This window comes from Pseudomonas sp. DTU12.3, assembly GCF_004124275.1.
Lineage (GTDB): Bacteria > Pseudomonadota > Gammaproteobacteria > Pseudomonadales > Pseudomonadaceae > Aquipseudomonas > Aquipseudomonas helmanticensis.
This window is the reverse complement of the sequence record NZ_CP027218.1, coordinates 5,672,766-5,698,923: the sequence shown is the minus strand read 5'-3', so window position 1 is coordinate 5,698,923 and position 26,158 is coordinate 5,672,766. Positions and strand designations below refer to the sequence as shown.

At 60.6% G+C, this 26,158-nt stretch carries 20 protein-coding genes and 2 pseudogenes; 9 read left to right on the top strand and 13 right to left on the bottom strand.

Features of this window, described 5'->3' with window-relative positions; all coding sequences use genetic code 11:
• Positions 1 to 22 precede the first annotated feature (22 nt).
• Genes C2E19_RS26185 through C2E19_RS26165 form a run of 5 tightly spaced genes read left to right on the top strand, consistent with a single transcriptional unit; the run spans position 23 to position 9,378 of the window.
• Positions 23 to 1,735 carry a DUF2138 domain-containing protein gene (locus C2E19_RS26185; RefSeq protein WP_129395692.1) on the top strand — a complete coding sequence of 571 codons (1,713 nt, stop codon included), beginning with the start codon at positions 23 to 25 and terminating at the stop codon, positions 1,733 to 1,735.
• Complete coding sequence (locus tag C2E19_RS26180; RefSeq protein ID WP_129395691.1) at positions 1,720 to 2,370, top strand: DUF1175 domain-containing protein; 651 nt, start codon at positions 1,720 to 1,722, stop codon at positions 2,368 to 2,370. The genes C2E19_RS26185 and C2E19_RS26180 overlap by 16 nt, the downstream gene beginning before the upstream one ends.
• Positions 2,367 to 6,941, top strand: a complete 4,575-nt coding sequence (locus tag C2E19_RS26175) for an alpha-2-macroglobulin (protein ID WP_129395690.1) — start codon at positions 2,367 to 2,369, stop codon at positions 6,939 to 6,941. Before C2E19_RS26180 ends, C2E19_RS26175 begins: the two co-directional genes overlap by 4 nt.
• A 1-nt stretch (position 6,942) precedes the next feature.
• Positions 6,943 to 8,562, top strand: a complete 1,620-nt coding sequence (locus C2E19_RS26170; protein ID WP_129395689.1) for a DUF2300 domain-containing protein — start codon at positions 6,943 to 6,945, stop codon at positions 8,560 to 8,562.
• Between the two features lie 3 nt (positions 8,563 to 8,565).
• On the top strand, positions 8,566 to 9,378 hold the full coding sequence (locus C2E19_RS26165) for a YfaP family protein (RefSeq protein WP_129395688.1): 813 nt from the start codon (positions 8,566 to 8,568) through the stop codon (positions 9,376 to 9,378).
• 9 nt (positions 9,379 to 9,387) lie between these two features.
• Here C2E19_RS26165 and C2E19_RS26160 read toward each other — a convergent pair whose 3' ends face one another.
• The 12 genes and pseudogenes from C2E19_RS26160 to C2E19_RS26105 all read right to left on the bottom strand — a co-directional run bounded on the left by C2E19_RS26160 (position 9,388) and on the right by C2E19_RS26105 (position 20,332).
• Complete coding sequence (locus tag C2E19_RS26160) at positions 9,388 to 9,819, bottom strand: hypothetical protein (protein WP_129395687.1); 432 nt, start codon at positions 9,817 to 9,819, stop codon at positions 9,388 to 9,390.
• 76 nt (positions 9,820 to 9,895) lie between these two features.
• Positions 9,896 to 10,093, bottom strand: a pseudogene (locus C2E19_RS26155) (diguanylate cyclase); the annotation flags it as partial.
• Positions 10,094 to 10,152: 59 nt separating this feature from the next.
• Positions 10,153 to 10,224 (bottom strand): annotated as a pseudogene (locus tag C2E19_RS29320) (hypothetical protein); the annotation flags it as partial.
• A 616-nt stretch (positions 10,225 to 10,840) separates the two neighbouring features.
• Positions 10,841 to 11,587 (bottom strand): helix-turn-helix transcriptional regulator, encoded by a 747-nt coding sequence (locus C2E19_RS26145; RefSeq protein ID WP_129395686.1) that lies wholly within the window; start codon positions 11,585 to 11,587, stop codon positions 10,841 to 10,843.
• Positions 11,588 to 11,808: 221 nt separating this feature from the next.
• On the bottom strand, positions 11,809 to 12,336 hold the full coding sequence (gene ppa, locus C2E19_RS26140; protein WP_008052339.1) for an inorganic diphosphatase: 528 nt from the start codon (positions 12,334 to 12,336) through the stop codon (positions 11,809 to 11,811).
• Between the two features lie 112 nt (positions 12,337 to 12,448).
• Positions 12,449 to 13,261: a zinc-dependent peptidase gene (locus C2E19_RS26135; protein WP_129395685.1), complete on the bottom strand. Its 813-nt coding sequence runs from the start codon at positions 13,259 to 13,261 to the stop codon at positions 12,449 to 12,451.
• Between the two features lie 4 nt (positions 13,262 to 13,265).
• Positions 13,266 to 13,916: a DedA family protein gene (locus C2E19_RS26130; RefSeq protein ID WP_127929924.1), complete on the bottom strand. Its 651-nt coding sequence runs from the start codon at positions 13,914 to 13,916 to the stop codon at positions 13,266 to 13,268.
• Positions 13,917 to 14,164: 248 nt separating this feature from the next.
• The gene (locus C2E19_RS26125; protein ID WP_129395684.1) at positions 14,165 to 14,626 is read right to left on the bottom strand and encodes an N-acetyltransferase; all 462 of its coding nucleotides are present in this window, start codon (positions 14,624 to 14,626) and stop codon (positions 14,165 to 14,167) included.
• A 116-nt stretch (positions 14,627 to 14,742) separates the two neighbouring features.
• Complete coding sequence (gene eutC / locus C2E19_RS26120) at positions 14,743 to 15,576, bottom strand: ethanolamine ammonia-lyase subunit EutC (protein ID WP_372238453.1); 834 nt, start codon at positions 15,574 to 15,576, stop codon at positions 14,743 to 14,745.
• Entirely contained in the window at positions 15,573 to 16,967 is a 1,395-nt protein-coding gene (locus tag C2E19_RS26115) for an ethanolamine ammonia-lyase subunit EutB (RefSeq protein ID WP_129395682.1), read from the bottom strand. Before C2E19_RS26115 ends, eutC begins: the two co-directional genes overlap by 4 nt.
• A gap of 163 nt (positions 16,968 to 17,130) precedes the next feature.
• Positions 17,131 to 18,501 (bottom strand): ethanolamine permease, encoded by a 1,371-nt coding sequence (gene eat / locus C2E19_RS26110; RefSeq protein WP_129395681.1) that lies wholly within the window; start codon positions 18,499 to 18,501, stop codon positions 17,131 to 17,133.
• A gap of 310 nt (positions 18,502 to 18,811) precedes the next feature.
• The gene (locus tag C2E19_RS26105; RefSeq protein ID WP_008083670.1) at positions 18,812 to 20,332 is read right to left on the bottom strand and encodes an aldehyde dehydrogenase family protein; all 1,521 of its coding nucleotides are present in this window, start codon (positions 20,330 to 20,332) and stop codon (positions 18,812 to 18,814) included.
• 380 nt (positions 20,333 to 20,712) lie between these two features.
• Between C2E19_RS26105 and C2E19_RS26100 the strand changes: the two genes are divergently transcribed.
• The 4 genes from C2E19_RS26100 to C2E19_RS26085 all read left to right on the top strand — a co-directional run bounded on the left by C2E19_RS26100 (position 20,713) and on the right by C2E19_RS26085 (position 25,368).
• The gene (locus C2E19_RS26100) at positions 20,713 to 22,626 is read left to right on the top strand and encodes a sigma-54-dependent Fis family transcriptional regulator (RefSeq protein ID WP_129395680.1); all 1,914 of its coding nucleotides are present in this window, start codon (positions 20,713 to 20,715) and stop codon (positions 22,624 to 22,626) included.
• A 471-nt stretch (positions 22,627 to 23,097) separates the two neighbouring features.
• Entirely contained in the window at positions 23,098 to 24,447 is a 1,350-nt protein-coding gene (gene mpl / locus C2E19_RS26095) for a UDP-N-acetylmuramate:L-alanyl-gamma-D-glutamyl-meso-diaminopimelate ligase (protein ID WP_129395679.1), read from the top strand.
• Complete coding sequence (gene ubiX / locus C2E19_RS26090) at positions 24,444 to 25,091, top strand: flavin prenyltransferase UbiX (protein ID WP_007909567.1); 648 nt, start codon at positions 24,444 to 24,446, stop codon at positions 25,089 to 25,091. The genes mpl and ubiX overlap by 4 nt, the downstream gene beginning before the upstream one ends.
• On the top strand, positions 25,084 to 25,368 hold the full coding sequence (locus tag C2E19_RS26085; RefSeq protein ID WP_129395678.1) for a YceK/YidQ family lipoprotein: 285 nt from the start codon (positions 25,084 to 25,086) through the stop codon (positions 25,366 to 25,368). Before ubiX ends, C2E19_RS26085 begins: the two co-directional genes overlap by 8 nt.
• Positions 25,369 to 25,498: 130 nt before the next feature.
• On the opposite strand, the gene C2E19_RS26080 is transcribed toward C2E19_RS26085, so the two are convergent.
• Positions 25,499 to 26,140, bottom strand: a complete 642-nt coding sequence (locus C2E19_RS26080; protein ID WP_053124198.1) for an oxidoreductase — start codon at positions 26,138 to 26,140, stop codon at positions 25,499 to 25,501.
• Between the last annotated feature and the right edge of the window lie 18 nt (positions 26,141 to 26,158).

The window sequence follows — 26,158 nt, the reverse complement described above, 5'->3', positions numbered from 1 at the left end:
ATGAAATCGGGTTTTGTTAACGATGAGTGATAACACTGTGACTCCAGCTGCCGAAACGCCAGCGACTCCACCTTCCCGCAAATGGCCGTTGCTGCTGGTCGGGCTGTGCCTGGTGGCCGGGGTGGCGGGCGGTCTTGGCTGGTTTTTGCACAAGCCCAAAGCGCCACCGGCGGAACTGGCCAGTGACAAGCTTGGCCTGAGCCGACCGGATGCCTTGCTGGAAACCCGCTCCTTGAGCCAGTTGCCCAAGGATCTGCTGACGGTGCCGTTCCTCAAAGCCACGCTCACCGAAGATTTCGTCTTCTATTACGAAACCCATGCCGATCGTCTCGGCTTGATCGGCAGCCTGCGCCGGATCATCTACGAGCATGACCTGAAGTTGCAGGACAGCCTGATCGAACAGCTTTTCGACCAACCGGCCGATGTCGCACTGTGGCGCGGGGCTGACGGTCGCTTGAAGGATTTCCTGTTGGTGATGGATCGCGGCGGGCTGGCCAAATTGCTTGAGCCATTGGCGAAGGTTGCGCTGGATGACACGCAGCTTAGCCAAATGGCGGAACTCAAGGTCGGTGGCGACACGGTGCCGTTGTACCAGCTGACCTACAACGCCAGCAAAGCCCTGTTGTTTGCCTCTCATGGCGACAAACTGGTGGTGTTGTCCAATCCCGCCAAATATTACGACCCTGAAAGCGGTGCCTCCGAAGAGTCCGGCCACGTTTCACCACAGGCACTGGCGGCGCTGCTCAACGGCGAAAAACTCTTTCCTGAAGCGTTCGGTCTGCCGGCGAAAACTGCGGAAACCAAACAGCGCCTGTCGGTGAATTCCAGCGTCCTTGCCATGGGTTATCAGCGTTTCATCCCGAACTTCGCCGGGCTGCGTTTCGACATGGACGACAAGGGGTGGCACAGCTACCTCGCCATGGACGAACTGGACAATCAGCCGGACTTCGATTTCAAACCGGTCTGGCAAGCCATGCCGCTCGGCGCCAGTGCTTGCGTAACCCTGCCCGTGGCTGCCGAGCCGCAAAAGCCATTGCTGGTGAAACTCGGCGCCGAAGAAGCCGTGGCGCAAACCCTCACCGATCACGTGGCCGGCGCGGCGGGCTTGTGCTGGTACGCCGATTCGCGTTTGTACACGCCGCTATTGGTGGCCAGCCTTAAAGATGAGGACAGCAGCAAACTCGACGGCGACCTCGGCAAGCTTTTCGGTTCGATGGTCGGTGCGTTCGAAGCCAATGTCGACGAAAACGTCTTCCCGGTGGTCGAGAAACAAGAAGGCCAGAACCACGTCTGGCAGCGTCAGGTCAGCTCCAACTTCGGCCCGTATGCGGCGAAGACTGCCGAGAACCCGGACGCGATTTCCGGCAAGGCGTTCATGAAAGTCAGCCTCGCCCGTCACGGCTCGACGCTGCTGTTTTCCCTCGACGACAAACTGGTCGACAAGGCTCTCGGCACCCTCGACAAACGCTTCCCGCCGATGGCCGACGTGCTGCCCAAAGATGTACTGATGCCGATCTATTTCGGCCCGGATTCGATGGCGCAACTGATGCAGCAGGAAACCCTCGACAGCCTGCCTCAGGACATGGAGCCGGTGTTCTACAACGCCGCGCAAACCTACCTGATCCCGAAACTGCGCACCCTCGGCGGCTACGGCAAATACGCGCTGACCTTGCCTGAAGGCAGCGAGCCCGACGGCCACTGGCAGTGGTTGCCGCTGGAATGGAAAGCGCTGTGACCGCACTGATCCGCAGCCTCGGCCTGCTTGCGCTGTTGCTCAGTGCGGGCGCCCGCGCCGTTGAAGCACCGGCGCTGGACCCTGCGCAATCCCAGGTGTTTCGCGCCTGGTTCGTGCGCATCGCCCAGGAGCAACTGAGCCAAGGCCCAAGCCCGCGCTGGTATCAGCAGGATTGTGCCGGGCTGGTGCGCTTTGCCGCCAACGAAGCATTGAAAGTCCACGACGACAAATGGCTGCGCAGCAATGGCCTGTCCAACCGCTATCTGCCGCCGGAACTGTCGCTCAGCGATGACCAACGCAAGCTCGCCCAGCAATGGCAGCAGGGCGGCGGCAAGGTCGGGCCGTACGTCAACGCGATCAAACTGATTCAGTTCAACAGCCATCTGGTCAGCCGCGACGTGTCGCAGGCACGGCCCGGTGACTTGATGTTTTTCGATCAGGGCGACGACCAGCACCTGATGATCTGGATGGGCCGCTACATCGCCTATCACACCGGCACCACCACCCCGACTGACAACGGCATGCGTTCGGCAAGCCTGCAGCAACTCATGACATGGAAGGACACCCGATGGATACCCGACGCAGCCAACCCCAACTTCATCGGCGTCTATCGACTGAACTTTCTCTCCCAATGACCGGTGCCCGCATGTTGCGACTCTGTTCCCGAATTCCTTTGCTGCTGGCGCTGTTGCTGCCAATGGCCACCGTCAGCGCCGAAGATTCGGTCGAGCCGAGCAACTACACGCCGGTCTCGGGCGAAAGCTTTTTCCTCCTGGCCGACAGCAGTTTCGCCAGCGATGAACAGGCGATGGTGCGCCTCGAAGCGCCGGGCCGTGATTACCGTCGTTTCCGTATGGAGCCGTATGGCGGCGCCGACATTCGCGTGTACCGCATCGACAAGCCGCTGGATTTTCTCAAGCGTCAGAAAAACCTGCACCGCGTGGTCAGCGACGGCCAGTTCAAGGGCGAAGGTCTGTCCAACACCCTCGCGTACCTGTGGGACAACTGGTACCGCAAATCCCGTCGGGTGATGCAGCGCGCGTTCTCTTATGAGTCGCGCAAACAGGTCACCGAGGAAGTGCCGGAACTGAAGATGGGCAACGCCATCGCCGCACCGACACCGTACGACGCGCAGCCGCAATTTGCGCTGATTCCGGGTCTGCCGGTGGTCAGCCAGTTCCGTTATCCGTTGTGGCAGGCCAAGCCAATTCAGCCACCGGCCGGGGTCAATCTGGCCGGTTCTTCCAGCGACTTCGTCAGCGTCGCGCCGGGCAACGTTTACATTCCGCTGGGCAATCTCAAACCGGGTCTGTATCTGGTCGAAGCGCTGATTGGCAAGTACCGCGCGACCACCATGGTGTTCGTCTCCAATACCGTCGCGGTGAGCAAGATTGCCGGCGATGAATTGCTGGTCTGGGCTGCGCGCAAACACGAAGGCAGTTCGGTGCCGAAGGTCAATGTGCTGTGGACCGATGGCCTCGGCGTGATGAGCAGTGGCGCGACTGATGCCGACGGTTTGCTGCGGCTGAAACACGTCAGCCCTGAACGTTCGTTCGTGATCGGCGAGGACGAAGAGGGCGGCGTGTTCGTCTCGGAAAACTTCTACTACGACAGCGAAATCTACGACACCAAACTCTATGCCTTTACCGACCGGCCGCTGTATCGCCCGGGTGATTGGGTGTCGCTGAAAATCGTTGGCCGCGAGTTCAAGAACGCGCGGGATTCGGTGTTGCCGGGGGCGGCGGATGTCAGCGTCAGTGTGCTGGATGCGACGGGCACCGAGTTGCAACACCTCGATCTGAAACTCGATTCGAAGGCAGGCACTCAGGGCCGCTTCCAGTTGCCGGATAACGCGGTGGCGGGCGGTTACGAGATTCGTTTCAACTATAAGGATCAGGCCTACAGCAGCGCTTTCCGCGTGGCGGAATACATCAAGCCGCACTTCGAGATTTCGCTGAACCTGGCCAAGCAGGATTACCGCACCGGCGAGCCGGTGAAGGGCAGTCTGGTGTTGCTCTACCCGGACGGCAAACCGGTGGCCAACGCCAAGCTGACCCTGAGCCTGCGTGCCCAGCAACTGTCGATGGTCGACAACGAACTGCAATACCTCGGGCAATTCCCGGTGGAACTGACCAGCACCGAACTCACCACTGACAGCAAAGGCAACGCGAGCCTTGATCTGCCAGCCGCCGACAAACCGAGCCGCTACATGCTCACGGTGTTCGCCAGCGATGGCGCGGCGTACCGGGTCAAGACCACCAAGGAAATCCTTATCGACCGTGGCGCGGCGAGTTTCCGTCTGAGCGCACCGCAACGCTTCAGTGCGGTCGGCGACAAGGTTGCGTTCAGCTACGCCAACGAGGGCGGCACCGAGCAAAGCAAAGCGGTGACGCCGAGCACGTATGGCTGGGTGCGCCTGGAAGACCAGAGCACCGGCGAAGGCAAACTCGCAGCGACGGATAAGGGCTTCAGTCTCGCTTTCGAACGTCCGGGCACTTATAACCTGACCTTGAAAGACCTGCACGGCCGCGTCCTTGGCGCCACCGGGCACTCGGTCACTGGCGACGGTGTGAAAGCGGTGCCGGGCACCGTGGAAATCGTCCTCGACAAGCCTGAGTACAAGGCCGGCGATGAAGCGCTGGCGCTGATCACTTTCCCGGAACCGGTCAGTGATGCTCTGCTGTCGCTGGAGCGCGACAAGGTCGAAGCCACCGCGCTGCTGGCCAAAGGCGGCGACTGGCTGAAACTGGAAAAACTCAGCGACACCCAATACCGCGCGCGCATCCCGGTGAAAGACAACTTCGCACCGAACCTGACCTTCTCCGTGCTCTACACCAAGGGCGGGCAGTACAGCTTCCAGAACGCCGGGATCAAGGTTGTCGCGCCGCAAATCGACGTGGCGATCAGCACCGACAAAGCGGTGTATCTGCCGGGCGACACGGTCACGGTTGACCTGACCACGCAGTTCGCCGGCAAAGCAGTCCCGGCGCACCTGACCGTCAGCGTCGTCGACGAAATGGTCTATGCGCTGCAACCGGAAGTGGCGCCGACTATCGACCAGTTCTTCTATCACCCGCGCCGCAACAACGTGCGCACCAGCGCCAGTCTGTCGTTCATCAGTTACGACGTCGCGTTGCCGGGCAGCCCCGGTGCACCGGGCAAAGCCAACCGCAGCGAGCGTGGGGTAAAAGTGCTGGAGCGTCCGCGTCGTGAAGACGTCGACACCGCCGCGTGGCAGCCGGAGTTGTTGACCGGTGCCGACGGCAAAACCCGCTTCACCTTCAAGATGCCGGACTCGCTGACCCGCTGGCGCATCACCGCCCGCGCCATCGCCGATGACGGTCAGGTCGGGCAGAAGAAACAGTTCGTCCGTTCGGAAAAACCTCTGTACCTGAAGTGGAGCGGCCCGAGTAAATTCCGCAAGGGCGATCAGCCGCAACTCGGTGTGTTCGCCTTCAGTCAGGCCGAGAAACCGGTCAAGGCTGAACTGGTCACTCACTATGCTGGCGCCGAACAACGCCTGCCGGTGACCCTCAACAACGGCATCAATTATCTGCCGCTGCCGGCATTCGCCTTGGCTTCTGGCGAGTGGACGGCCGAACTGGTGCAGGACGGTAAAACCGCTGACTCCCTCGCTGTGCGCCTGAGTGCGACCGGTGATGGTTGGCAAGTGACGCAGACGCAAAACCTCGATGTCGCCAGCGGCGATACGGCGTTGAACCTGCCGGCGGATGCCAGCGATATTCGCCTGCGCCTGGATGACAGTCCGCAAGCGCTGTTCCGCTCGGCACTCGATGATCTGATCAGCTATCCGTACGGCGGCGTAGAGCAGACGGCCAGCCGTTTGTTGCCGTTGAGCATCGCTTATCCATCGCTGGCGTCGAACCCGCAGATCCGCGATCGCTTGCGCCTGATCATGCAGAACAGCCGTTTGCGCCTGGTGCAAATGGCCGGGCCATCGGCGAGCTTCACCTGGTGGGGTTACGACGGTGAGCCGGACGCGTTCCTCACGGCTTACGCCTACTACGCCGACTTCAATGCCAGCCAGGTGCTGGAGCTGAGCTTGCCGCCGGAACACTGGCAGCGCGTGCTGGAGGTTTACGCCAAGCAAGCGCCGAACACACCGTTGCTGCAACGGGCGTTGATTCTGTCGTTCGCCAAGCAGATGCATCTGCCGGTGAACACGCTGCTCAGCGGTTTGATGGACGATCTGGCCAAGGCTGGTGAAGGCAATGCTGAAACGATGCTCGACGATGGTGAAGACAGTCTGGTGATGAGCGATCCGGATTCGGCGCTCGGTCTGGCGGCGGCGCGGGTGCTGACCGCTTCGTTGGCCACGCAGTCGAAAGTGGCCTTGCCAGACGCGTTCAATCGTCAGGTGACTGCTGCGCAACAGCGTCTGTCGGTCAGTTCGCAGCCGTTTGCCGAAGCGCTGAACCTGTCGCTGCAGCCGTTCGATCAGGCACGTGCGCAAGCATTGCTGCAACGCCTGCTGCCGCAACAATCGACCTTGGAACGTGCGCTGGCGCTGACCTGGCTGCAACGCAGCATCGCCCAGGCTTCGCCGACCATCGCCCTGACGCCGGGTGAAGGCTGGAAGAAAAACTACGGTGCCAGCGGCGAGATGTACTGGACCTGGCAAGGCGCCACGCCAGTGCCGAGTGTGCTGACCGTGTCGGGCACGCAAGAACGTCCGCTGCGTGCGGCACTGAGCTTCCAGACTCAGCAACCACCGGTCGATCCGATGGCCGTGACCATCACCCGTCGCCTGTCGCGACTGGTGCCGGGCGATGAAGCATTTACGTTCAAACTGGAGCCGGTCGGGACCAAACCGCTGTCCAGCGACAGCCTGTATCTGGACGAAGTGATCCTCACCAGCAAAGCGCCGAAACCGCTGCGCTACGGCATGCTCGAAGTGCCGCTGCCACCGGGCGCCGATGTCGAGCGCACGACGTGGGGCATCAAGTTGCAGGGCAAGGACGGCACCGAGCCGACGGCGCTGGAGAAGGCGCGTTTCGAACCGGGTCAACTGGCCTATGCGGTGCCGGTCGATGCGTTGAGCGGCGAATTGCGCTTGCGCCATCTGGTGCGTTTCTCGCAGAAAGGCCAGTTCAACTTGCCGCCGGTGCGCTTCACCCAGGTGTACGCGCCGCAGCATCAGGCCCAGGAAGCGAAAGCCGCCCTCGGTCAGGTCACGGTCAACTGACATGAGCCGGCCGCTGCTGTGGCTGCTGATGTGTGTGATTCCTGCGCTGGCGACGGCGCAGGACGAGCCGTTGCGCGTGGCGTACCAAGGCGAGTTGTTGTCGTTGAATCAGACGCAACTGATCGCCCGTGAACCGTTACCGTCTTCGCTGGATACGCCGCTGGGCAGCCTGTGGAAGTTATTCGTCTACGCATGGCTGGTGGATACCGGCGCGCGGGAACCGGCGTATGAATGTCGCGGGCAATCGAAGGAAGAGGTTTATTGCTGCGCGGCGGGCGGCAGAATCGAGCGTGATCAGGCGCTGGTGAAATCCTGCGGGTTGTATTTCGAACCCGCGCGGTTGGGCATTGCGGCGGCGGATTGGCGAACGTATTGGCAGGCGCGACAGGCGCCGTCGTGGCTGCTGGATTTGCCGTCGGTGCAACCGGCGCAACGCGTCTCCGTGGTCGAGTTGCTGAAAGTCTTGGCGACTTTGCCGGCGCAGGATCAGGCGCGTCGAGTGCTGCTCGATGTGGTGCTGAACGCGGCTGACGGCAATGTTGTCGGTGAAATGGGCGGGCGCCTGCGGGTGAAAACCTGGAGTTGGCTGGGCGATCAGGACCCGCAGTCGCGGCAGGGTGGATTTGCCGGTTGGACGGTGGATGGCTCGCCGGTCTGGGCTGGCGGGCGTGGCACCAGTCAGATGGTTTTGCGCCATTACGGTCAGGCACTGGCGACTGCATTGCCAGCGGCATGGCCGGCGGAAGCGGGGCGTTGTGTTGAAGTCGGGTTGTTCTCGCGCTATCCGGTTACGCGGGTTTTGACTGGCGAGCGGGTGGTAACTTCCGGCCCGTTGCAGGGCGATTATCGCGTCGAATTCGCCAACGGTAATGCGCTGGATATCCACAGCGACGGCGAACTTTTTCTGCTCAACGACAAACTCGTCGCAAGGCTGGATCGCGAAGAGTACGTCGCCCGAGTGCTGGAGCGCGAAGCCAAACCTGAACCCGCCGAAGCGGCCAAAGCCCTCGCCGTAGCGATCCGCACGTATCTGCTGCAAAACGCCACGCGCAACGGCGATTGCCTGAGCATCGACGACAGCAGCACTCGGCAACGCGTCGCACCGCGCCCGGCCTCCGCCGCATCTCGCGACATCGCTGCATGGACGGCAGACCTGGTATTGGCTGGCAGCACCGTCACCTATCATTCCGATCAACCCGGCCCGGACAAACTCGCCTGGCAGCAAGCCGTCGAGCAAGCCAATGCCGGCCAGCGCTACGACGCGATTCTGCTGCACGCTTATCCGCGCGCCAGCCTCAGCCGTTGGGACAACCCGGTCGCTTCCTGCGAAGCGCTGCCCGCCGCGCAAGACTGGCTGCAAAAACAACGGCGTGGCTGGCGTCCGAAGCTGGAAAGCGAAACCGGCTACAACGAAGTCAGCACCTTCGCCGTGTGCAAACTCGCCTTCGGCCGGCCCTTCGTCGACCGCGAACGCCAACGCATCTACGTGCGTGGCGTGCTGACCCTGCAGGATCGCCTCGACCTGACCCACGAATATCTGCACCTGGCCTTTGAAGCACACCCCAACGGCCAGGATGAAACCTACATCGAAGGGCTTGCCCGTCACCTTTTGCTGGAATAGACCATGACACTTCGTTATCCACAGGTCTTGCTGCTGCTCTGCACATTGACCGCGCTAGCGCCGGCGATGGCCGCCGACAGCGTCAAACTCGACACCCCGGTCGGCGGCTGGCGCAGTGGCGCACCGGAAGGCGAGGGCGAAAGCTTCCGCCAGACCGTCAACTACCCGGCCTCCTCGGTCAACACCCCGGTCGGCCAGGCCAACACCGCACGCATCAGCGGCCAGATCAAAGCCACACCGAAGAGCAATGAGCCCGGGCGATTGATCGTCAACGGCGTCAGCATGCCGCTGAAAATCGATGACAGCGGCCACTTCGATCGTCCGTTTTCCTTCCCCAACGGCAGCAACAGCGTCGAAGTGCGCAGCCCCGACGGCCAGCAACGCCATCGCACGCAATTCCTCAACACCAGTGGCGGCGCCACCCCGGCGAAACTGCGCGTGCTGCTGTCATGGGACAGCGACGGCACCGACCTCGATCTGCACCTCGTCACCCCCGACGGCGCGCACATCTGGTACGGCAACCGCGTCGCGCCTAACGGTGCCGCGCTCGACGTAGACGTCACCACCGGCTACGGCCCGGAAATCTTCGCCATGCCAGCGCCGATCAAGGGCCAGTATCTGGTGTATGTGAATTACTACGGCGGCGGCTATCGCGGCGACGAGGACGGCGGCGATGAAGCGGTGCAGCCGCTGACCACCGCGCAGGTCACGGTGATTACCGAGGAAGGCACGCCGAGCGAGAAGATGGAGACTTTCCTCGTACCGATGCGCGCGGTGGGGGAGCTGACGCTGGTGAAGTCGTTCAGTTATCCGTGAATCAACGGATCAGTCAGGAAAAACACCGCACAGCGCATTACCTTCGTAACCGTGAACGATCGGCCCCAGCACCATCAGTGGGCCACAGGCGTAGAGCGGGGATGGCACTGATTGTCGGGTGTTGAGCAGAACGGTCTCCCTCCCGAACTCGTCACTGCCGAAGGATTGCTCGGAGTACGAGTGGCAAACCGGAAGCTTCAACGGCACCGGAATCACCAGCGCCCAGACAGTGATTCCGCACCATTCGCGGGTGGGTGCCGATGTTGCTGTTCGGGTGATTTGTGGGGTAATTGAGCGGTAGCTTTGCGCTCTGTAAGCGTCGGTTTTCAGTGTGACTTTTTCTGGCAGGGAGATGCCTACCCCGACACATCCGGTCAAGCAAAGGTACAGGGTGGTTGCGGCAACGGATTTCAGTTGTGAGCTCGGAGTGTGGGGGATCAATTGCTAACTTCCTTGTGGAGCGTTTCTCGGATTTATAGCCCGGCCAGCTGCGTTGGACGGCTAGTTAAAAGGGTTTTTACGCCAGACCCAGATACAACGAGCGCAACGTCTGAACGCGGTTGCGCCCCTGATGCTTGGCGCCGTACAGCGCCTGATCCGCCTCCGACAGCAGGCGCGACAGGTCGTAACCCGACTCACGGGTGGTGACCACGCCGATACTGACGCTGAGCAGCCCCGGTTCCAGGATGGAGAGCCGGGCGAAGGAGAGACGGATTTAGCATACTGCATGCCTGCATCAGTCAACTTCCAATAGCCGCGCTTGGCACTGCTGGAAAGACCGGCACGCTTCAGTCGGTCGTGTGCCCAGCCTGATCGGTTTTTGTAAGTGGCCTGACCACTGGTGATCAGTTCATCTCGCTGGGATTCAGTCAGTTGCAGCGTTTGCGACAGCCCCCTCGGATTCAGTGGCGAGAAAACGCAGAATCGGTTCGATGAACTGGTCGTAAGTTGGAACGGACATCTGCGCATCCTGTGCTAGAGGTTTTTACAGACGGGGTGCGAGTATAAATTAGTGCTCGCTGAGGATGCCTTGGAGAGTAAGCACTGAAGTCTTGAAAGGCGTATGCGTTGTTTCTCAGCGCTCGCGCATGCTGATGCTTGGCCGGAGTACTTTCCTGCAGGCATTAAAAAGCCGGCTTGTGGCCGGCTTCTCGGGGACTGGCTTGGCCTATTTTTGGTAAGCCTTGCCAGCCTTCAAAACGTACATCCGGATCTGCGTCCGGCTGTGGGACTTGGTCAGACGTTGGTCTGCCGCGTCGTGCGCTGTCTGAGCCGCTGGGCGGGTCGATGCGCAAATGTGGGGCGCAGGATACTGAGTTTTGCTATGGATTCCCAGCCTCAAGTGCGGTTTAGAGCGATTGCAGTAGAACAAATTCTGGATTTGTACCGATTGTCCGGGCCTCTTCGCGGGCAAGCCCGGTCCCACAGGGATTGATGTTTGCCTGGGAGACAGGGCTGCGTCCTAGAGAAACGGCACGACCGGCCGGCGCTTGCCCACGGTCGACCACCAGAACACCCAGCCCAGTATGTGAATCCTTTGTTCCTCGATCTGTGCTGAGCGGAAGACTTCGTCCGGGTATTCGGCGCTGTTGTGGCTGCGCAGTCGCAAGCCGTTGCCGGGCATGCGGTGCAGGTATTTGATGCGCAGCATGCCGTCGTGTTCGATGGCGTAGATTTCGCCGTCGACGACTTGTGTCAGGCCTCGGTCGATGGCGACGACGGAGCCGTCTTCGATGCGTTCGGCCATGCTGTTGCCGATCATGTGGGCGCAGATGGCGTCGGCGTGTCTGACTTCGAGTTGATCGAGGTGGCTGCGCAGCAGGCGGATCGACTGGTCAGGGTCCTGGATGACGTGTGTTTTGCCCGAGCCGTTGCTGAGCGGGGTTTCCTTGAAGAACACCAGATTGATGTCGTTGGGATCGATGACCGTGTAGACGCCGCGAATGGCGTGGGCGTCGAAGGTGTCGCCGTTGCTGGCGGGCGCGTTGAGGCTTGGCGATTCTTTGCTGCCTTCGCCGGTTTTCAGCCATTCGCTGTTGACGGACAGCAGGCGTGAGACTTCTTCCATGCGATACGCCGGGACGCCCCGGGTGTACCAGTTGTGGACATTTTGGGCTTCCGTGCCCCAGAACTTTGCGAAACCCGTGGTGGTGATGTTCGCTGCTTCCAGGAGTGCCTTGAATCTTGGACCGCTAGTGTTCGTTCTCATAAACACAGAGTCTACGGCCGTGCCAGAGCGGTTTGAATAAACCGGGCGTTCAAAAACGGGCTGAATTTTGCGACGGGATGTAAGACGTTCTTGTAGGAAATTAAACAGGTTAAAACTGCGTCGTGCAGAATTTAAACGATCCGTTTAATGCGCAGGTTCTCGCGCACAAAAAACCCCGTGTAACCGGGGTTTTCTTCAAGCATCACGCAGGTCGCAGGTTATCAGCCTTTGTAGGCAGCAACCGACTTGGTGATCGCGTCGCGGGCGGCGTCTGCACCGGCCCAGCCTTCGATCTTGACCCATTTGCCTTTTTCGAGATCTTTGTAGTTCGCGAAGAAGTGCTCGATCTGCTGGATCAGCAGTGGCGGCAGGTCGGTGTATTCCTTCACGTCGACGTACAGCTGGGACAGCTTGTCGTGTGGGACTGCGATGACTTTGGCATCGCCGCCGCCGTCGTCGGTCATGTTCAGGATGCCGACTGGACGCGCGCGGATCACCGAGCCTGGAGCAACCGGGTAAGGGGTCACAACCAGCACGTCGAGGGGATCACCGTCGTCAGCCAGGGTGTTCGGGATGTAACCGTAGTTGGCCGGGTAGAACATTGGGGTGGCCATGAAACGGTCAACGAACAGGCAATCGCTGTCTTTGTCGATTTCGTATTTGATCGGCGCGTGGTTGGCCGGGATCTCGATCGCGACGTAGATGTCGTTCGGCAGGTCTTTGCCAGCCGGAATCTTGCTGTAGCTCATTGGGCGTTGCCCCCGTAGTTGACCAAAAACACTTGGCCGGATTGACCAAAAAGTGGCGGCGATTATAGGCATATTCTGCCGTCGACGCCATGCAGCGAAAGTCGCGCAGCGCTCAGTCGTGCGCCTGATAGACCGGGTCTGTGGCCTGAAGTTGCCGCAATCTGCCCAACGGATCCTGACGGTAGAAAAGCCTGAGCTGCGCATAGACCTGTGGATAAGCCTCGTCGAGCAGATCCGGGGCGCTGAAGAAGTATTCGCTGGTGACAGCGAAGAACTCGGCGGGGTTTTCGGCGGCGTAGGGGTCGATGGCGGTTTCGGCGTCGGGATTGCGGTCGAGCTGGCGGTTGAGGTCGTCGTAGGCGTTTTGCATGACTTCGGCCCAGTCGCTGACGCGCATGTCAGTGTGCAGCGGCGGCAGGCCGTTGGCGTCACCGTTGAGCATGTCGAGTTTGTGCGCCAGCTCGTGGATCACCAGGTTGTAACCTTCCCAGCCACCACTGGCCATGACGCCGGGCCAGGCAAGAATGATCGGCCCCTGCTGCCAGGCCTCGCCGCTGTGCTCGCCGTCCCACTCGTGTTCGACGCCGCTGGCATCGCGATGGCGCTGCGGGCTGAGGAAGTCATCGGGATAGAGGACGATCTCGTGAAAGCCCTGATACCAGTTCAAATCGCCCAGATTGAGCAGTGGCAATTGCGCTTGCGCCGCGAGTAACAGGCGTTGCTCCTGGTGCAGTTCGACGCCGGGCAGGGCAGTCAGGTGTTTTTCTTCGAGAAATAATACGCAGGCCTCGCGCAGCCACTGGTCTTCAGCGCTGCTGATGCCGTCGAGAAAACTCAGGTGATGGCGCACCCGTTGCCACAGGTCGTCGGCAATCGGGTGCTTCGCGAGGATGCGCCGGCGGCGCCAGGCGCTCAGCGACCACACGGGCTTAGTGCGATTGCGCTTTGGTGCCGCCGAAACGGCTGCGAACCACGCCGAGGATCATCGGCACCAGCGACAGCAGGATGATTGCCACGACCAGCAACGACAGGTTTTTCTTGATGAACGGTACGTTGCCGAAGAAGTAGCCCAATGTCACCAGACCGCCGACCCAGAGGATCGTGCCAAGTACGCTGAAGCCGAAGAAACGCGGATACGGCATCTTCGCCACGCCGGCGACGAACGGGGCAAAGGTACGAATGATCGGCAGGAAACGCGCCAGGGTCACGGTTTTGCCACCGTGCTTGTCATAGAAGTCGTGAGTTTTCTGCAGATAGTCGCGGCGGAAGATTTTCGAGTTCGGGTTGCTGAACAAGCGTTCGCCCGCCGTTCGTCCGATCACGTAGTTGGTGCTGTCGCCGAGTATCGCCGCGAGCATCAGCAGGCCACCTAGCAATACCGGGTCCATTCCGCCGCCCGCCGCCACGGCACCGGCGATGAACAACAGCGAATCACCCGGCAGGAACGGCATCACCACCAGACCGGTTTCGCAGAAAATCACCAGAAACAGGATGGCGTAGATCCATGGCCCGTAGTTGTTCACCAGCAGATCGAGGTAGACGTCGAGATGCAGGATAAGGTCGAGCGGGTTGAAATCCATGGGGGCACCTGTGGTGACGGCCCGACTCAGCGGGTCTGTGCGGGTGGATCGGGTGTAAGCCTACAGCCAGGTGTAGTTTTTCTTACAAGCCGGAAAGCTCGGGATTATACGGTTTGAGAGATGAAAAGCGTGTTGGTTTTGTAGCGGGGGATGTCGGGCGTGAAAATTTGTCAGGGACACAGCAGGGATGGGTGAGGCGAAAAGATCGCAGCCTTCGGCAGCTCCTACAGGCTGCGATCTTCTGATTTTCAGAGTTCGTCGCTGATCGGCAGCACGTAGTTCTTGAACTCGGTGTCTTCCTTGAATCCGATGGACTCATAGGTTTTCTGCGCGACTTCGTTATTGCTGCTGGTGGAGACGCGCATGCGCACGGCCTGGGTTTCCTTGGCCATTTTCTTCGCGGTGCGGATCAGGTTGTCGGCGACCAGTTGGCGGCGGGCATCTTCGGCGACATAGATGTCGTTGAGGATCCACACGCGCTTGAGCGACAACGAGGAAAAGCTTGGATACAACTGACAGAAGCCCATCAGCTTCTTGTCGTCATCATCGGCCAGGGCCAGATAAATCACCGATTCCTTGCGCCGCAGGCGTTTTTCGAGAAACGCGCGGGAGGAGTCCGGATAAGGCAGGGAACCGTAGAACTCGCGATATCTGACGAACAACGGAGTCAACAAATCCAGATGTTCGAGGGTCGCTTGAATAATCCGCATGATAGGTCTCGTCTTCAAGTGGCTGTCTTCAACTGCTCTGACGGCGATTGGGAAACCCTGGCGGCCGTGCATCGATCCTGCCTGAAACCGGCGCAGAAACGCAATGCGGAAACGGTTCAGGTTGCGGACGGACCGAGTAGGAAGTTTCCTTTCATGTCCACGCCGGTTTCCGACTCCAGTGTGTGAACCTGTGCTTCGTCCTTCAGATTGACCCCCGACAACTGGCGCCGACAGGCTTCCCGCATCAGGTACAGCAAGCGATGCGCCGCCATGCCGTAGCTCAAGCCTTCGAGCCGCACGTTGGAGATGCAATTGCGGTAGGCATCGGTCAGTCCGACCTTTGGATTGTAGGTGAAATATAAACCCAGGCTGTCTGGCGAACTGAGGCCGGGGCGTTCGCCGATCAGCATCACCAGCATTTTCGCGCCGAGCAATTGGCCAATTTCGTCACCGACGGCGACGCGACCCTGTTCCACCAGCACGACGGGCGCGATCGACCAGCCATCGCTGCTCATCTGTTCTTCCAGTCGGGTAAGAAACGGCAAGGTATGCCGATGCACCGCCAGCGCCGACAAACCGTCCGCGACGACAATGGCCAGATCTACGCCGCCGGGATGCGCCGCCGCGTAATCACGCAGGCTTTGCGCCGAGTCATCGCTCAGTTTGCGTCCCAGATCCGGGCGTTGCAGGTAGCTGTTGCGATCCAGCGCCGCACTGTGCAGCAGCAGGCTCTCGCGCCCGCGTTCGTTCAGTTGCGTAGCAAGTGCTGCATGGTCGAAAGGCAGGTGCACCGCATCGCGTGCTTGCGCATGGGCAAACTGGAAATCCAGTTGCGCGCGGGTTGGCAGGCTGGTGCCGGTGCGGCCGAGGGCGATCCGCGCCGGGGTCAGGCGGCGCAGCTCCAGCCAAGGATTTTGCGGATCGATGGGCGGTTTTTCCATGTCACTCATCCCAGTTGCGCCAGTGCCTGGCGGAAGGCCGGTGGCAGATTGTTGCCGAAACGGACCTTGCCGTCGGCCTGCGTGAAGATGCCCATGTTGGCCAGCCATTGTTCAAACTCCGGCGCCGGTTTCAGGCCGAGGGTCTGGCGCGCATACAACGCGTCGTGAAACGAGGTGGTCTGGTAATTGAGCATGATGTCGTCGGAGCCGGGGATGCCCATAATGAAGTTGATTCCGGCGACACCCAACAGCGTCAGCAGGGTGTCCATGTCGTCCTGATCGGCTTCGGCGTGGTTGGTGTAGCAGATGTCGCAGCCCATCGGCACGCCGAGCAACTTGCCGCAGAAATGGTCTTCGAGGCCGGCGCGGATGATTTGTTTGCCGTTGTAGAGGTACTCCGGGCCGATAAATCCTACGACGGTGTTCACCAGGAACGGCTTGAAATGTCGCGCCACCGCGTAGGCTCGTGTCTCGCAGGTCTGTTGGTCGACGCCATGGTGGGCGTTGGCTGACAAGGCGCTGCCCTGACCGGTTTCGAAATACATCAGGTTCTGCCCGAGCGTGCCGCGATTCAGGCTCAGGCCGGCGTCATAGCCTTCCTGCAACACGTTGAGGTTGATGCCGAAACTGGCGTTGGCCGCCTCGGTGCCGGCGATGGACTGAAACACCAGATCCAGCGGCACGCCACGATTGATCGCCTCAATGGAGGTGGTGACGTGGGTCAGCACGCAGGCTTGGGTCGGGATGTCGTAGCGCTGGATGATCGCGTCGAGCATCTCCAGCATCGCGCAGATCGAAGCGATGCTGTCGGTGGCCGGGTTGATGCCGATCATCGCGTCGCCATTACCGTAGAGCAGACCGTCAAGAATGCTCGCGGCGATGCCGGAAGGCTCGTCGGTCGGGTGGTTCGGTTGCAGGCGGGTCGACAGTCGCCCGCGCAGGCCGAGGGTGCCGCGAAATTTCGTCACCACGCGAATCTTCTGCGCGACCAACACCAGATCCTGCACGCGCATGACCTTCGACACGGCGGCGACCATTTCCGGGGTCAGGCCGGGGGCGAGATTACGCAGGCTGCTTTCATCGGCAGCGTCGCTGAGCAGCCAGTCGCGAAAACCGCCGACGGTGAGGTGGCTGACCACGGCAAACGCCTGTTTGTCGTGGGTGTCGATGATCAGTCGGGTGACTTCATCGCACTCATAGGGAATCAGCGCTTCCTGCAGGAAATGCGTAAGCGGGATGTCGGCCAGCGCCATTTGCGCGGCGACGCGCTCGCCGTCGTTGAGCGCGGCGACGCCGGCGAGAAAATCCCCCGAACGCGCAGGGCTGGCCTTGGCCATGACCTCTTTGAGGCTGTCGAAGCGATAAGTCTGAGCGCCGACGGAATGGGCGAATGCGGCCACAATATCCTCCTCTAAACAATAATCCCCCTGTAGGAGCTGCCGAAGGCTGCGATCTTTTGACTCTGATTTTCTAAAAACAAGATCAAAAGATCGCAGCCTGCGGCAGCTCCTACAGGGTTCCAGCACAGTGCCTGAAGGGGCGCTGTGCACTTTTATATGGCAGTTAGATACCTTCGAGCATAGCGTCTGCCGGTGCATCGGCGCGTTGCTTGGCGGTCAGCTGGAAATACAGGTAACCGGCGGCCATGAAACCGAGGAACACGCAGCCGATCAGCGTGTTGAACCACGCCATCGCGATCAGGCACACCACCGCCAGGAACAGCGCGATCGCCGGCACCACCGGATAGCCCGGCGCACGGAAGGTGCGCTCCAGGTTCGGCTCGGTTTTGCGCAGTTTGAACAGGCTGAGCATGCTGATGATGTACATCACGATCGCGCCGAACACCGACATGGTGATCATCGCTGCGGTCAGGGTCATGCCTTGCAGATTGACCAGACCGTCGCTGTAGATTGCCGCGATGCCGATCACGCCACCGGCCAGAATCGCCCGGTGCGGGGTCTGGAAGCGCGAGAGTTTGGCCAAACCTTTCGGCAGATAACCGGCGCGGGCGAGGGCGAAGAACTGTCGCGAGTAGCCGAGGATGATCCCGTGGAAACTCGCCACCAGCCCGAACAGGCCGATCCACACCAGCATGTGCATCCACGATGAATTGTTGCCGACCACGGCTTTCATGGCTTGCGGCAGCGGATCGTTGATGTTCGACAGTTGACGCCAGTCGCCGACGCCGCCGGCCATGACCATCACGCCGATCGCCAGAAACACCAGGGTCAGAATGCCGCTGACGTAAGCCTTGGGAATCGTCCGTTTCGGATCTTTCGCCTCTTCGGCCGCCATCGCTGCGCCTTCGATGGCGAGGAAGAACCAGATCGCGAATGGTATCGCCGCGAAGATCCCGGGGATCGAGGCCATGCTGAATTCATTCGAACCCGACCAGCCGTTGAGTACGAAATTGCTGAAGCTGAAGCCCGGCGCGACCACGCCCATGAACACCAGCAACTCGGCGACGGCGAGCACGGTGACCACCAATTCGAAGGTCGCCGCAATGCTCACACCGAGGATGTTCAGCGTCATGAAGACGAAGTACGCGCCGACGGCGGCGATCTTCGGATCAAGCTCAGGATATTGCACATTCAGGTAGGCGCCGATGGCCATGGCGATGGCCGGTGGCGCAAAGACGAACTCGATCAGCGTGGCGATGCCGGCGATCAATCCGCCTTTCTCGCCGAACGCCCGCCGGCTGTAGGCAAACGGCCCGCCGGCGTGAGGAATCGCGGTAGTCAATTCGGTGAAACTGAAGATAAAGCAGGTGTACATGGTCGCGACCATCAGCGCCGTGACCAGAAAACCCAGGGTGCCTGCGGTGCCCCAGCCGTAACTCCAGCCGAAGTATTCGCCGGAAATCACCAGGCCGACGGCTATGCCCCATAGATGCAGGGTGCCGAGTGTGGGTTTGAGCTGTGTGGTGGAAGTCATAAGTCCTCGCTGTCTTTTTTATTGTTCGATTTGTTGGACTTTCGGGTATGGCGGTTGAGGTGGATGGGTGCTGTTCACGCAGCGGCAGTTTCAGTGCAAATGCTGGATGACGGGTACGCAAGGGCCGTGCCAGAGCGGCCAGGCCTTTTGTGGTGTGTCAGTCAGGACGCCTTCGCGAGCAGGCTCGCTCCCACAGTGGATTTGTGGCGAGCCTGTGTATTTGGTGCGGCACAACTCCCTTGTGGGAGCGAGCCTGCTCGCGAAAGCGATTGAACGGGCGACTCAGAAATATCTGAGTCGCCCAAGGGTTTTAGAAGAAGCCCAACGGATTGATGTCGTAGCTCACCAGCAGGTTTTTGGTCTGCTGATAGTGATCGAGCATCATTTTGTGGGTTTCACGGCCAACGCCAGACTTCTTGTACCCGCCAAACGCAGCATGCGCCGGGTACAGGTGGTAGCAGTTGGTCCACACGCGACCGGCCTTGATCGCGCGGCCCATGCGATAAGCGCGGTTGATGTCGCGGGTCCACAGACCGGCACCGAGGCCGAACTCGGTGTCGTTGGCGATCGCCAGCGCTTCGGCTTCATCCTTGAACGTAGTGATGCTCACCACCGGCCCGAAGATTTCTTCCTGGAACACGCGCATCTTGTTGGTGCCCTTGAGCAGGGTCGGCTGGATGTAATAGCCGGTCGACAGGTTGCCCTCGAGTTTTTCCACTTTGCCGCCAGTCAGCAGTTCGGCGCCTTCGCCCTTGGCAATTTCCAGGTAGGAAAGAATCTTGTCGAATTGCTGTTCGGATGCCTGCGCGCCGACCATGGTGTCGGTGTCCAGCGGATCGCCGCGTTTGATTTGCAGGACTTTCTTCATGACGACGGCCATGAACTCGTCGTAGATCGATTCCTGCACCAGTGCACGCGATGGGCAGGTACAGACTTCGCCTTGGTTGAAGAACGCCAGCACCAGACCTTCAGCAGCTTTCTCAATGAAAGTCGGTTCGGCCTGCATGATGTCTTCGAAGAAGATGTTCGGCGATTTGCCGCCCAGTTCCACGGTCGACGGAATGATGTTCTCGGCCGCGCATTTCATGATGTGCGAGCCGACCGGAGTCGAGCCGGTGAAGGCGATCTTGGCAATGCGTTTGCTGGTGGCCAGCGCTTCGCCGGCTTCTTTTCCATAACCCTGAACAATGTTCAGCACGCCGGGTGGCAGCAGGTCGCCGATCAGTTCCAGCAACACGGTAATGCCCAGCGGGGTTTGCTCGGCAGGCTTGAGCACCACGCAGTTGCCAGCGGCCAGTGCTGGCGCGAGTTTCCACGCGGCCATCAGGATCGGGAAGTTCCACGGGATGATCTGACCGACCACGCCCAGCGGTTCATGAATGTGATACGCCACGGTGTTGCCGTCGATTTCGGCAGCGCTGCCTTCCTGGGCGCGCAGGCAACCCGCGAAGTAGCGGAAGTGGTCGGCCGCCAGCGGGATGTCGGCGTTGAGGGTTTCGCGGATGGCTTTGCCGTTGTCCCAGGTTTCGGTGATCGCCAGCAGTTCGAGGTTCTGTTCGATGCGGTCGGCGATTTTCAGCAGGATCAGCGAACGCGCCTGCACGGAGGTCGAACCCCATGCATCGGCTGCGGCGTGAGCGGCGTCCAGTGCCTTGTCGATGTCTTCGGCTGTGGAACGCGGGAATTCGGCAATCGGTTGGCCATTCACTGGCGAGGTGTTGGTGAAGTACTGACCTTTGACAGGCGCGACGAACTCGCCGCCGATGTAGTTACCGTACTTGCTCTTGAACGAGACTTTGGCGCCTTCAGTACCGGGGTGAGCGTAACGCATGATGTTGTTCTCCTTGGCTTTGTACTTATTAGAGAAACGCGCAAGTGCGCTTGCTATAAGCGTAGAGCAAAGGCCGGGCCACTGCCGTGCAGCTCAGGTAAATCAAGGGCTTGGCGGGTTTTTGTCGGACGAGCGGATTGTGCCTGTGATGGTTTCGGTACAGACGGGGTGACAGTCTGTACCGCTTCCGGCACAGCCAGTGACCGACCGGCCCCGCCAGCATTGCAATCCACATTTACCTGGAGGATCCTCAACCCACAGCAACCCCTGTAGGAGCTGCCGCAGGCTGCGATCTTTTGATCTTGATCTTCAAAAATACAAGATCAAAAGATCGCAGCCTTCGGCAGCTCCTACACGGGGAATATGGAGAACAATAAGAAATGCACGACAACCATTTGAGTCGCCATGCCCAACAGGTTCTCACCGCGACCCAGGGCAAGCCGCACATGCACGGGCCGGGTGCCGATCCGTCGATTGCCCGCTCGTGGCTGCGCTGTCTTGAGGACTATCACCTCGACCCGGCGCTGACCATGGCGCCGACCGTGCTTGAACACGGTCGTGTACTGGAAAGCCGCGAACGTCTGCAACAAGTCCTGCAGATCGCTGGCAATGAAATGAGCAGCCTGCATCAACAACTCTCCGGCGCCGGCCATGCGGTGCTGCTGACCGACGCGCGCGGGGTGATCCTCAACTGCGTCACCGCGCCCGCCGAACGCAAGATATTCGAACGCGCCGGCCTCTGGCTCGGGGCGGACTGGAGCGAGGCCTGCGAAGGCACCAACGGCATCGGCACCTGCCTGGTCGAGCGCCAGGCGCTGACCATCCATCAGGACGAACACTTTCGCGGTCGCCACACCGGCCTGACCTGCTCGGCGAGCCCGGTGTTCGACCCACATGGCGAACTGCTGGCGGTGCTCGACGTGTCCTCCGCGCGGCACGACGTTTCGCGGCAGAGTCAGTTCCACACCATGGCGCTGGTCAATCTGTCGGCGAAGATGATCGAGAGCTGCTATTTCCTGCGTTGCTTCGATAACCAATGGTTGCTGCGTTTCCACTTGCAGGCCGAGTCCGTCGGCCTGTTCAGCGAGGGGCTGCTGGCGTTTGACGGGGAAGGGCGGATCAGTGCGGTCAATCAGAGTGCGCTGAACCTGCTCGGGCATATTCGCGGTGGTTTGCTTGGGAAACCGGTCGAGGCGTTTTTCGATTGTTCGCTGGATGAGCTACTTGGCCGCGCGAGTGCCAATGCCAGCGCCAGTTGGCCGCTGCGCACGCGCGACGGCCGGCATTTGTTTGCCGTGCTGCGAGGGGAGTCGCGTAAACCGGCGCCGAGCATGCCTGCGCCAGTTATGGTTGAGGCTCCGCGCCTGTCGGGCATTTGCCTTGGTGATGAGGCGTTGCAGGCCGACTTCCGCAAGTCGTTGCGTGTGTTCGAACGCGATGTGCCGCTGCTGATCAACGGCGAAACCGGCTCCGGTAAGGAAGCCTTCGCCAAGGCCGTGCATCAGGCTAGCCAGCGTTCGGGCAGAGCCTTTGTCGCCCTCAACTGCGCGGCCATCCCGGAGAGCCTGATCGAGAGTGAACTGTTCGGCTATCGCGGCGGCAGTTTCACCGGTGCAAGAAAGGACGGCATGCGCGGCAAGTTGCAGCAGGCCGATGGCGGCACGTTGTTCCTCGATGAAATCGGTGATATGCCACTGGCCTTGCAGACCAGATTGTTGCGAGTGCTGGAGGATCGGCAAGTGGTACCGATCGGCGGCGAGCCTGAGTCGGTCAACGTGCGGATCATCAGTGCCACGCACCGCAATCTGCTGGAGCGGGTCGCCGACGGCAGCTTCCGTGAGGATTTGTATTACCGCTTGAATGGCCTGGAAGTGGCGTTGCCGGCATTGCGCGAGCGCAGTGATAAATCGCAGCTGCTGGATTTCCTGCTGGCTGAAGAGGCGGGCGGTGAAACGATCCTCATCGAAGAGCCGGCACGTCAGGCGTTGCTGGCGTTCAACTGGCCAGGGAATGTGCGGCAGTTGCGTAATGTCCTGCGCACGCTGGCGGCGTTGTGTGATGAGGGGCGGATCGGGATTGAGGATTTGCCGGTGATGATTCGGCAGGGGAGTCCGGCAGTATTTGCGGTTAAGGAGTCCGATCATCCGCTGGAAGATGCCGAACGGTCGGCTTTGCTCAATGTGCTGGAGCAAACTCGCTGGCACATGACCCATACGGCGCAGCAACTGGGTGTCAGCCGCAATACTCTTTACAGGAAGCTGCGTAAGCATGGGATTGAGCGGCGAGCCAGTTAGAAGGCCCTCACCCTAGCCCTCTCCCAAAGGGAGAGGGGACTGACCGAGTCGGTCTACAGATCTACGTCGACCTGAAATATTGAGCCGAACTCAGGATTTGAAAGCGCCGAGACCGGCTCCCTCTCCCAAAGGGAGAGGGGACTGACCGAGTCGGTCTACAGATCTACGTCGACCTGAAATATTGAGCCGAACTCAGGATTTGAAAGCACCGAGACCGGCTCCCTCTACCAGAGGGAGAGGGGACTGATCGAGTTGATGCGGCAATTTACGTCGACCTGATTTATCGAGCCGAACTGCGGATTTGAAAGCAACGTAGATCGGCTCCCTCTCCCTCGGGAGAGGGCTGGGGTGAGGGGCCGCAATCTACAGCCGAGCCTGAACCCCAAGCCCAACCATCCCCGCTCAATCACCTAAAGAGTGCGATTTCCCCCTCCCTACGCTAACCTGCGGCCATGTTTTACGAGGTCGACTATGCACATTCATATTCTGGGTATCTGCGGGACTTTCATGGGCTCGATGGCGGTTCTGGCCAAAGAGCTGGGCCATCACGTGACCGGCTCCGACGCCAACGTCTATCCACCGATGAGCACGCAGCTTGAAGCCCAAGGCATTCAACTGACGCAGGGTTACGACCCGGCGCAGCTCGATCCGGCGCCGGATCTGGTCGTCATTGGCAACGCCATGTCGCGCGGCAATCCGGCGGTGGAATATGTACTGAACAAAGGCCTGCCTTACGTCTCCGGCCCGCAGTGGCTGGCCGATCACGTGCTGCAAGGTCGCTGGGTGCTGGCGGTTGCCGGCACTCACGGCAAAACCACCACCAGCAGCATGCTCGCCTGGGTGCTGGAACACGCCGGCATGAGCCCGGGTTTCCTCATCGGCGGCGTGCCGCAAAACTTCTCCGTATCGGCACGATTGGGCGGCACGCCGTTCTTCGTGATCGAGGCCGACGAGTACGACAGCGCGTTCTTCGACAAGCGCTCGAAATTCGTGCACTACCGTCCGCGCACGGCGATCCTCAATAACCTTGAGTTCGATCACGCCGACATCTTCCCGGATCTGCCGGCGATCGAGCGGCAATTCCATCACCTGGTGCGAACCATTCCGAGTGAAGGGCTGGTCATCCATCCGACCACCGAGCCGGCCTTGCAGCGTGTCATCGAAATGGGCTGCTGGACCCCGGTGCAAACCACCGGTGCCGGTGGTCAGTGGCAGGTCAAACTGCTGAGCGAAGACGGCTCGGCGTTCGAAGTGATGTTCGAAGGCGTGTCGCAAGGCACCGTCGAATGGGAACTGACTGGCCAGCACAACGTTGCCAACGCCTTGGCTGCCTTGGCGGCGGCGCGGCATGTTGGCGTGGTGCCATCGATGGGCATCGCTGGATTGAGCGCATTCAAGAACGTCAAACGCCGCATGGAGAAAGTCGCCGAAGTACGCGGCATCACCATTTACGACGACTTCGCGCATCACCCGACCGCCATCGCCACCACTCTCGACGGCTTGCGCAAGCGCATTGGTGACGCACCGCTGATTGCGATCATCGAGCCGCGCTCCAACTCGATGAAGCTCGGCGCGCACCGTGATGGTTTGCCGGCCAGCGTGGTCGATGCCGATCAAGTGATCTGGTACGCCCCGGCCAACCTCGGCTGGGACCTCGCCGCCACCGCCGCGCTGTGCACGGTGCCGTCGATTGTCAGCGATTCACTGGAAGGCATCATTGAGCGCGTGAAGAGTCAGGCTCAGCCCGGCACTCACGTGGTGATCATGAGCAATGGCGGCTTCGGCGGCCTGCACGGCAAACTCGCCGAGGCGCTGCAATGAACACTCGTTTTGAGAGCAATGGTCCCGAACGCATCACGCTGGCGATGACCGGCGCCTCGGGTGCGCAATACGGTCTGCGCCTGCTCGATTGCCTGGTGCGCGAAGACCGCGAAGTGCACTTCCTGATTTCCAAGGCTGCGCAATTGGTCATGGCCACCGAGACCGACGTGACGCTGCCGCCCAAGCCGCAGATGATGCAGGCATTCCTCACTGAATACACCGGGGCTGCCGCCGGGCAGATTCGCGTGTACGGCAAGGAAGACTGGATGTCGCCGGTGGCCTCGGGTTCCGGTGCGCCAGCAGCGATGGTGGTGGTGCCGTGTTCCACCGGGACGTTGTCGGCGATTGCCACGGGCGCCTGCAACAACCTGATCGAGCGCGCCGCCGATGTCACTTTGAAAGAGCGTCGCCAGTTGATTCTGGTGCCGCGCGAAGCGCCGTATTCGAGCATTCATCTGGAGCACATGCTCAAGCTGTCGAACATGGGCGTGACCATTCTGCCGGCGTCGCCGGGTTTCTATCACCAGCCGCAGACCATCGATGACCTGATCGACTTTGTCGTGGCGCGGATTCTCAATCTGCTCGGTATTCCACAGGACATGCTGCCGCGTTGGGGTGAGCATCATTTGAGCAGCGATGAATAAGCTGTTGGTGATGCTGCTGGCGTTGCAACTGACCGGGTGCGCGACGGCGCGCACGCTGGACGCAGCCAAGCCGGGCGCGCCGGTGGTGTACTCCGGGACGCGGCTGGATTTGTACGTAATGAATGGCGGGTGTTGCGCGATGGACCGGTTCGGGGCTGAGGCACCGAGCTATCCGGGGGTGGATCTGCCGGCAAGTGCGTTGCTTGATACGCTGTTGTTACCGTTGTCATTGCTCACCGTAATCGGCGTGAGTTTTCAGGCGACAGGCGGATTGTAGAAGCGCACACACCCCCTGTGGCGAGGGGATTTATCCCCGTTGGGGTGCGAAGCACCCCCCAAATTTTAACAGCGACGACTGCTGCGCAGCCGAACGGGGATAAATCCCCTCGCCACAAGGTTCCGGGGTTTTATTTGCCCAGCTTGCGCAAATCATCCGACTCGATCACCCGCACCCCATCCTGCTCTTCCAGCGCCAACCGCCACATCGCTCGCGCCAGTTGGCACGCTTCAATACCGCGATATTTACCCGGAATCAGCTTCGACAACGGCCCGGCTAACTGTTCGGCCAGACGCGGCTCCGTGCGTTCACCCAACAACAGCGAAGGTCGGCAAATGGTCAGTTGCGGCCAGTCCTGCGCACGCAAAGCCTGCTCCATTTCGCCTTTGACCCGGTTATAGAAAACCGACGACTTCGGATCGGCGCCAATCGCACTGATCACGATCAGATGCCGCGCGCCCATCTCCCGCGCGCGTTTGGCAAACGCCACGACCATGTCCAGATCCACCGCACGAAACGCCGCTTCCGAGCCGGCCTGTTTGATCGTCGTGCCGAGGCAGCAGTAGGCGATATCGACGCGGCCACTGAGCTGCGGCAGGAACGCCTGCGGATCGCCGACCGGGTTTTCCAGGTGCGGATGCTCGGCCAATGGCCGGCGGGAAGGAGCGAGCACGCGAGAAATCGTCGGCTCGTTGAGCAAACGGTCGAGTAGATGTTCACCGGTCAAACCGGTAGCTCCGGCAAGCAATACGTGCTGAGGCGTCAAGTACATAGTGTCTCTCCCTTGATA

Bases quoted from the DNA above. Each gene is read 5' to 3' on its own strand.
- C2E19_RS26105 (WP_008083670.1), bottom strand. From the start codon at position 20,332: ATGCGTTACGCTCACCCCGGTACTGAAGGCGCCAAAGTCTCGTTCAAG.
- C2E19_RS26080 (WP_053124198.1), bottom strand. From the start codon at position 26,140: ATGTACTTGACGCCTCAGCACGTATTGCTTGCCGGAGCTACCGGTTTG.
- C2E19_RS26145 (WP_129395686.1), bottom strand. From the start codon at position 11,587: ATGAGAACGAACACTAGCGGTCCAAGATTCAAGGCACTCCTGGAAGCA.
- eutC (WP_372238453.1), bottom strand. From the start codon at position 15,576: ATGAGTGACATGGAAAAACCGCCCATCGATCCGCAAAATCCTTGGCTG.
- ubiX (WP_007909567.1), top strand. From the start codon at position 24,444: ATGAACACTCGTTTTGAGAGCAATGGTCCCGAACGCATCACGCTGGCG.
- C2E19_RS26185 (WP_129395692.1), top strand. From the start codon at position 23: ATGAGTGATAACACTGTGACTCCAGCTGCCGAAACGCCAGCGACTCCA.
- C2E19_RS26085 (WP_129395678.1), top strand. From the start codon at position 25,084: ATGAATAAGCTGTTGGTGATGCTGCTGGCGTTGCAACTGACCGGGTGC.
- C2E19_RS26100 (WP_129395680.1), top strand. From the start codon at position 20,713: ATGCACGACAACCATTTGAGTCGCCATGCCCAACAGGTTCTCACCGCG.
- eat (WP_129395681.1), bottom strand. From the start codon at position 18,501: ATGACTTCCACCACACAGCTCAAACCCACACTCGGCACCCTGCATCTA.
- C2E19_RS26180 (WP_129395691.1), top strand. From the start codon at position 1,720: ATGGAAAGCGCTGTGACCGCACTGATCCGCAGCCTCGGCCTGCTTGCG.
- C2E19_RS26170 (WP_129395689.1), top strand. From the start codon at position 6,943: ATGAGCCGGCCGCTGCTGTGGCTGCTGATGTGTGTGATTCCTGCGCTG.
- C2E19_RS26165 (WP_129395688.1), top strand. From the start codon at position 8,566: ATGACACTTCGTTATCCACAGGTCTTGCTGCTGCTCTGCACATTGACC.
- C2E19_RS26130 (WP_127929924.1), bottom strand. From the start codon at position 13,916: ATGGATTTCAACCCGCTCGACCTTATCCTGCATCTCGACGTCTACCTC.
- mpl (WP_129395679.1), top strand. From the start codon at position 23,098: ATGCACATTCATATTCTGGGTATCTGCGGGACTTTCATGGGCTCGATG.
- C2E19_RS26175 (WP_129395690.1), top strand. From the start codon at position 2,367: ATGACCGGTGCCCGCATGTTGCGACTCTGTTCCCGAATTCCTTTGCTG.
- C2E19_RS26125 (WP_129395684.1), bottom strand. From the start codon at position 14,626: ATGCGGATTATTCAAGCGACCCTCGAACATCTGGATTTGTTGACTCCG.
- ppa (WP_008052339.1), bottom strand. From the start codon at position 12,336: ATGAGCTACAGCAAGATTCCGGCTGGCAAAGACCTGCCGAACGACATC.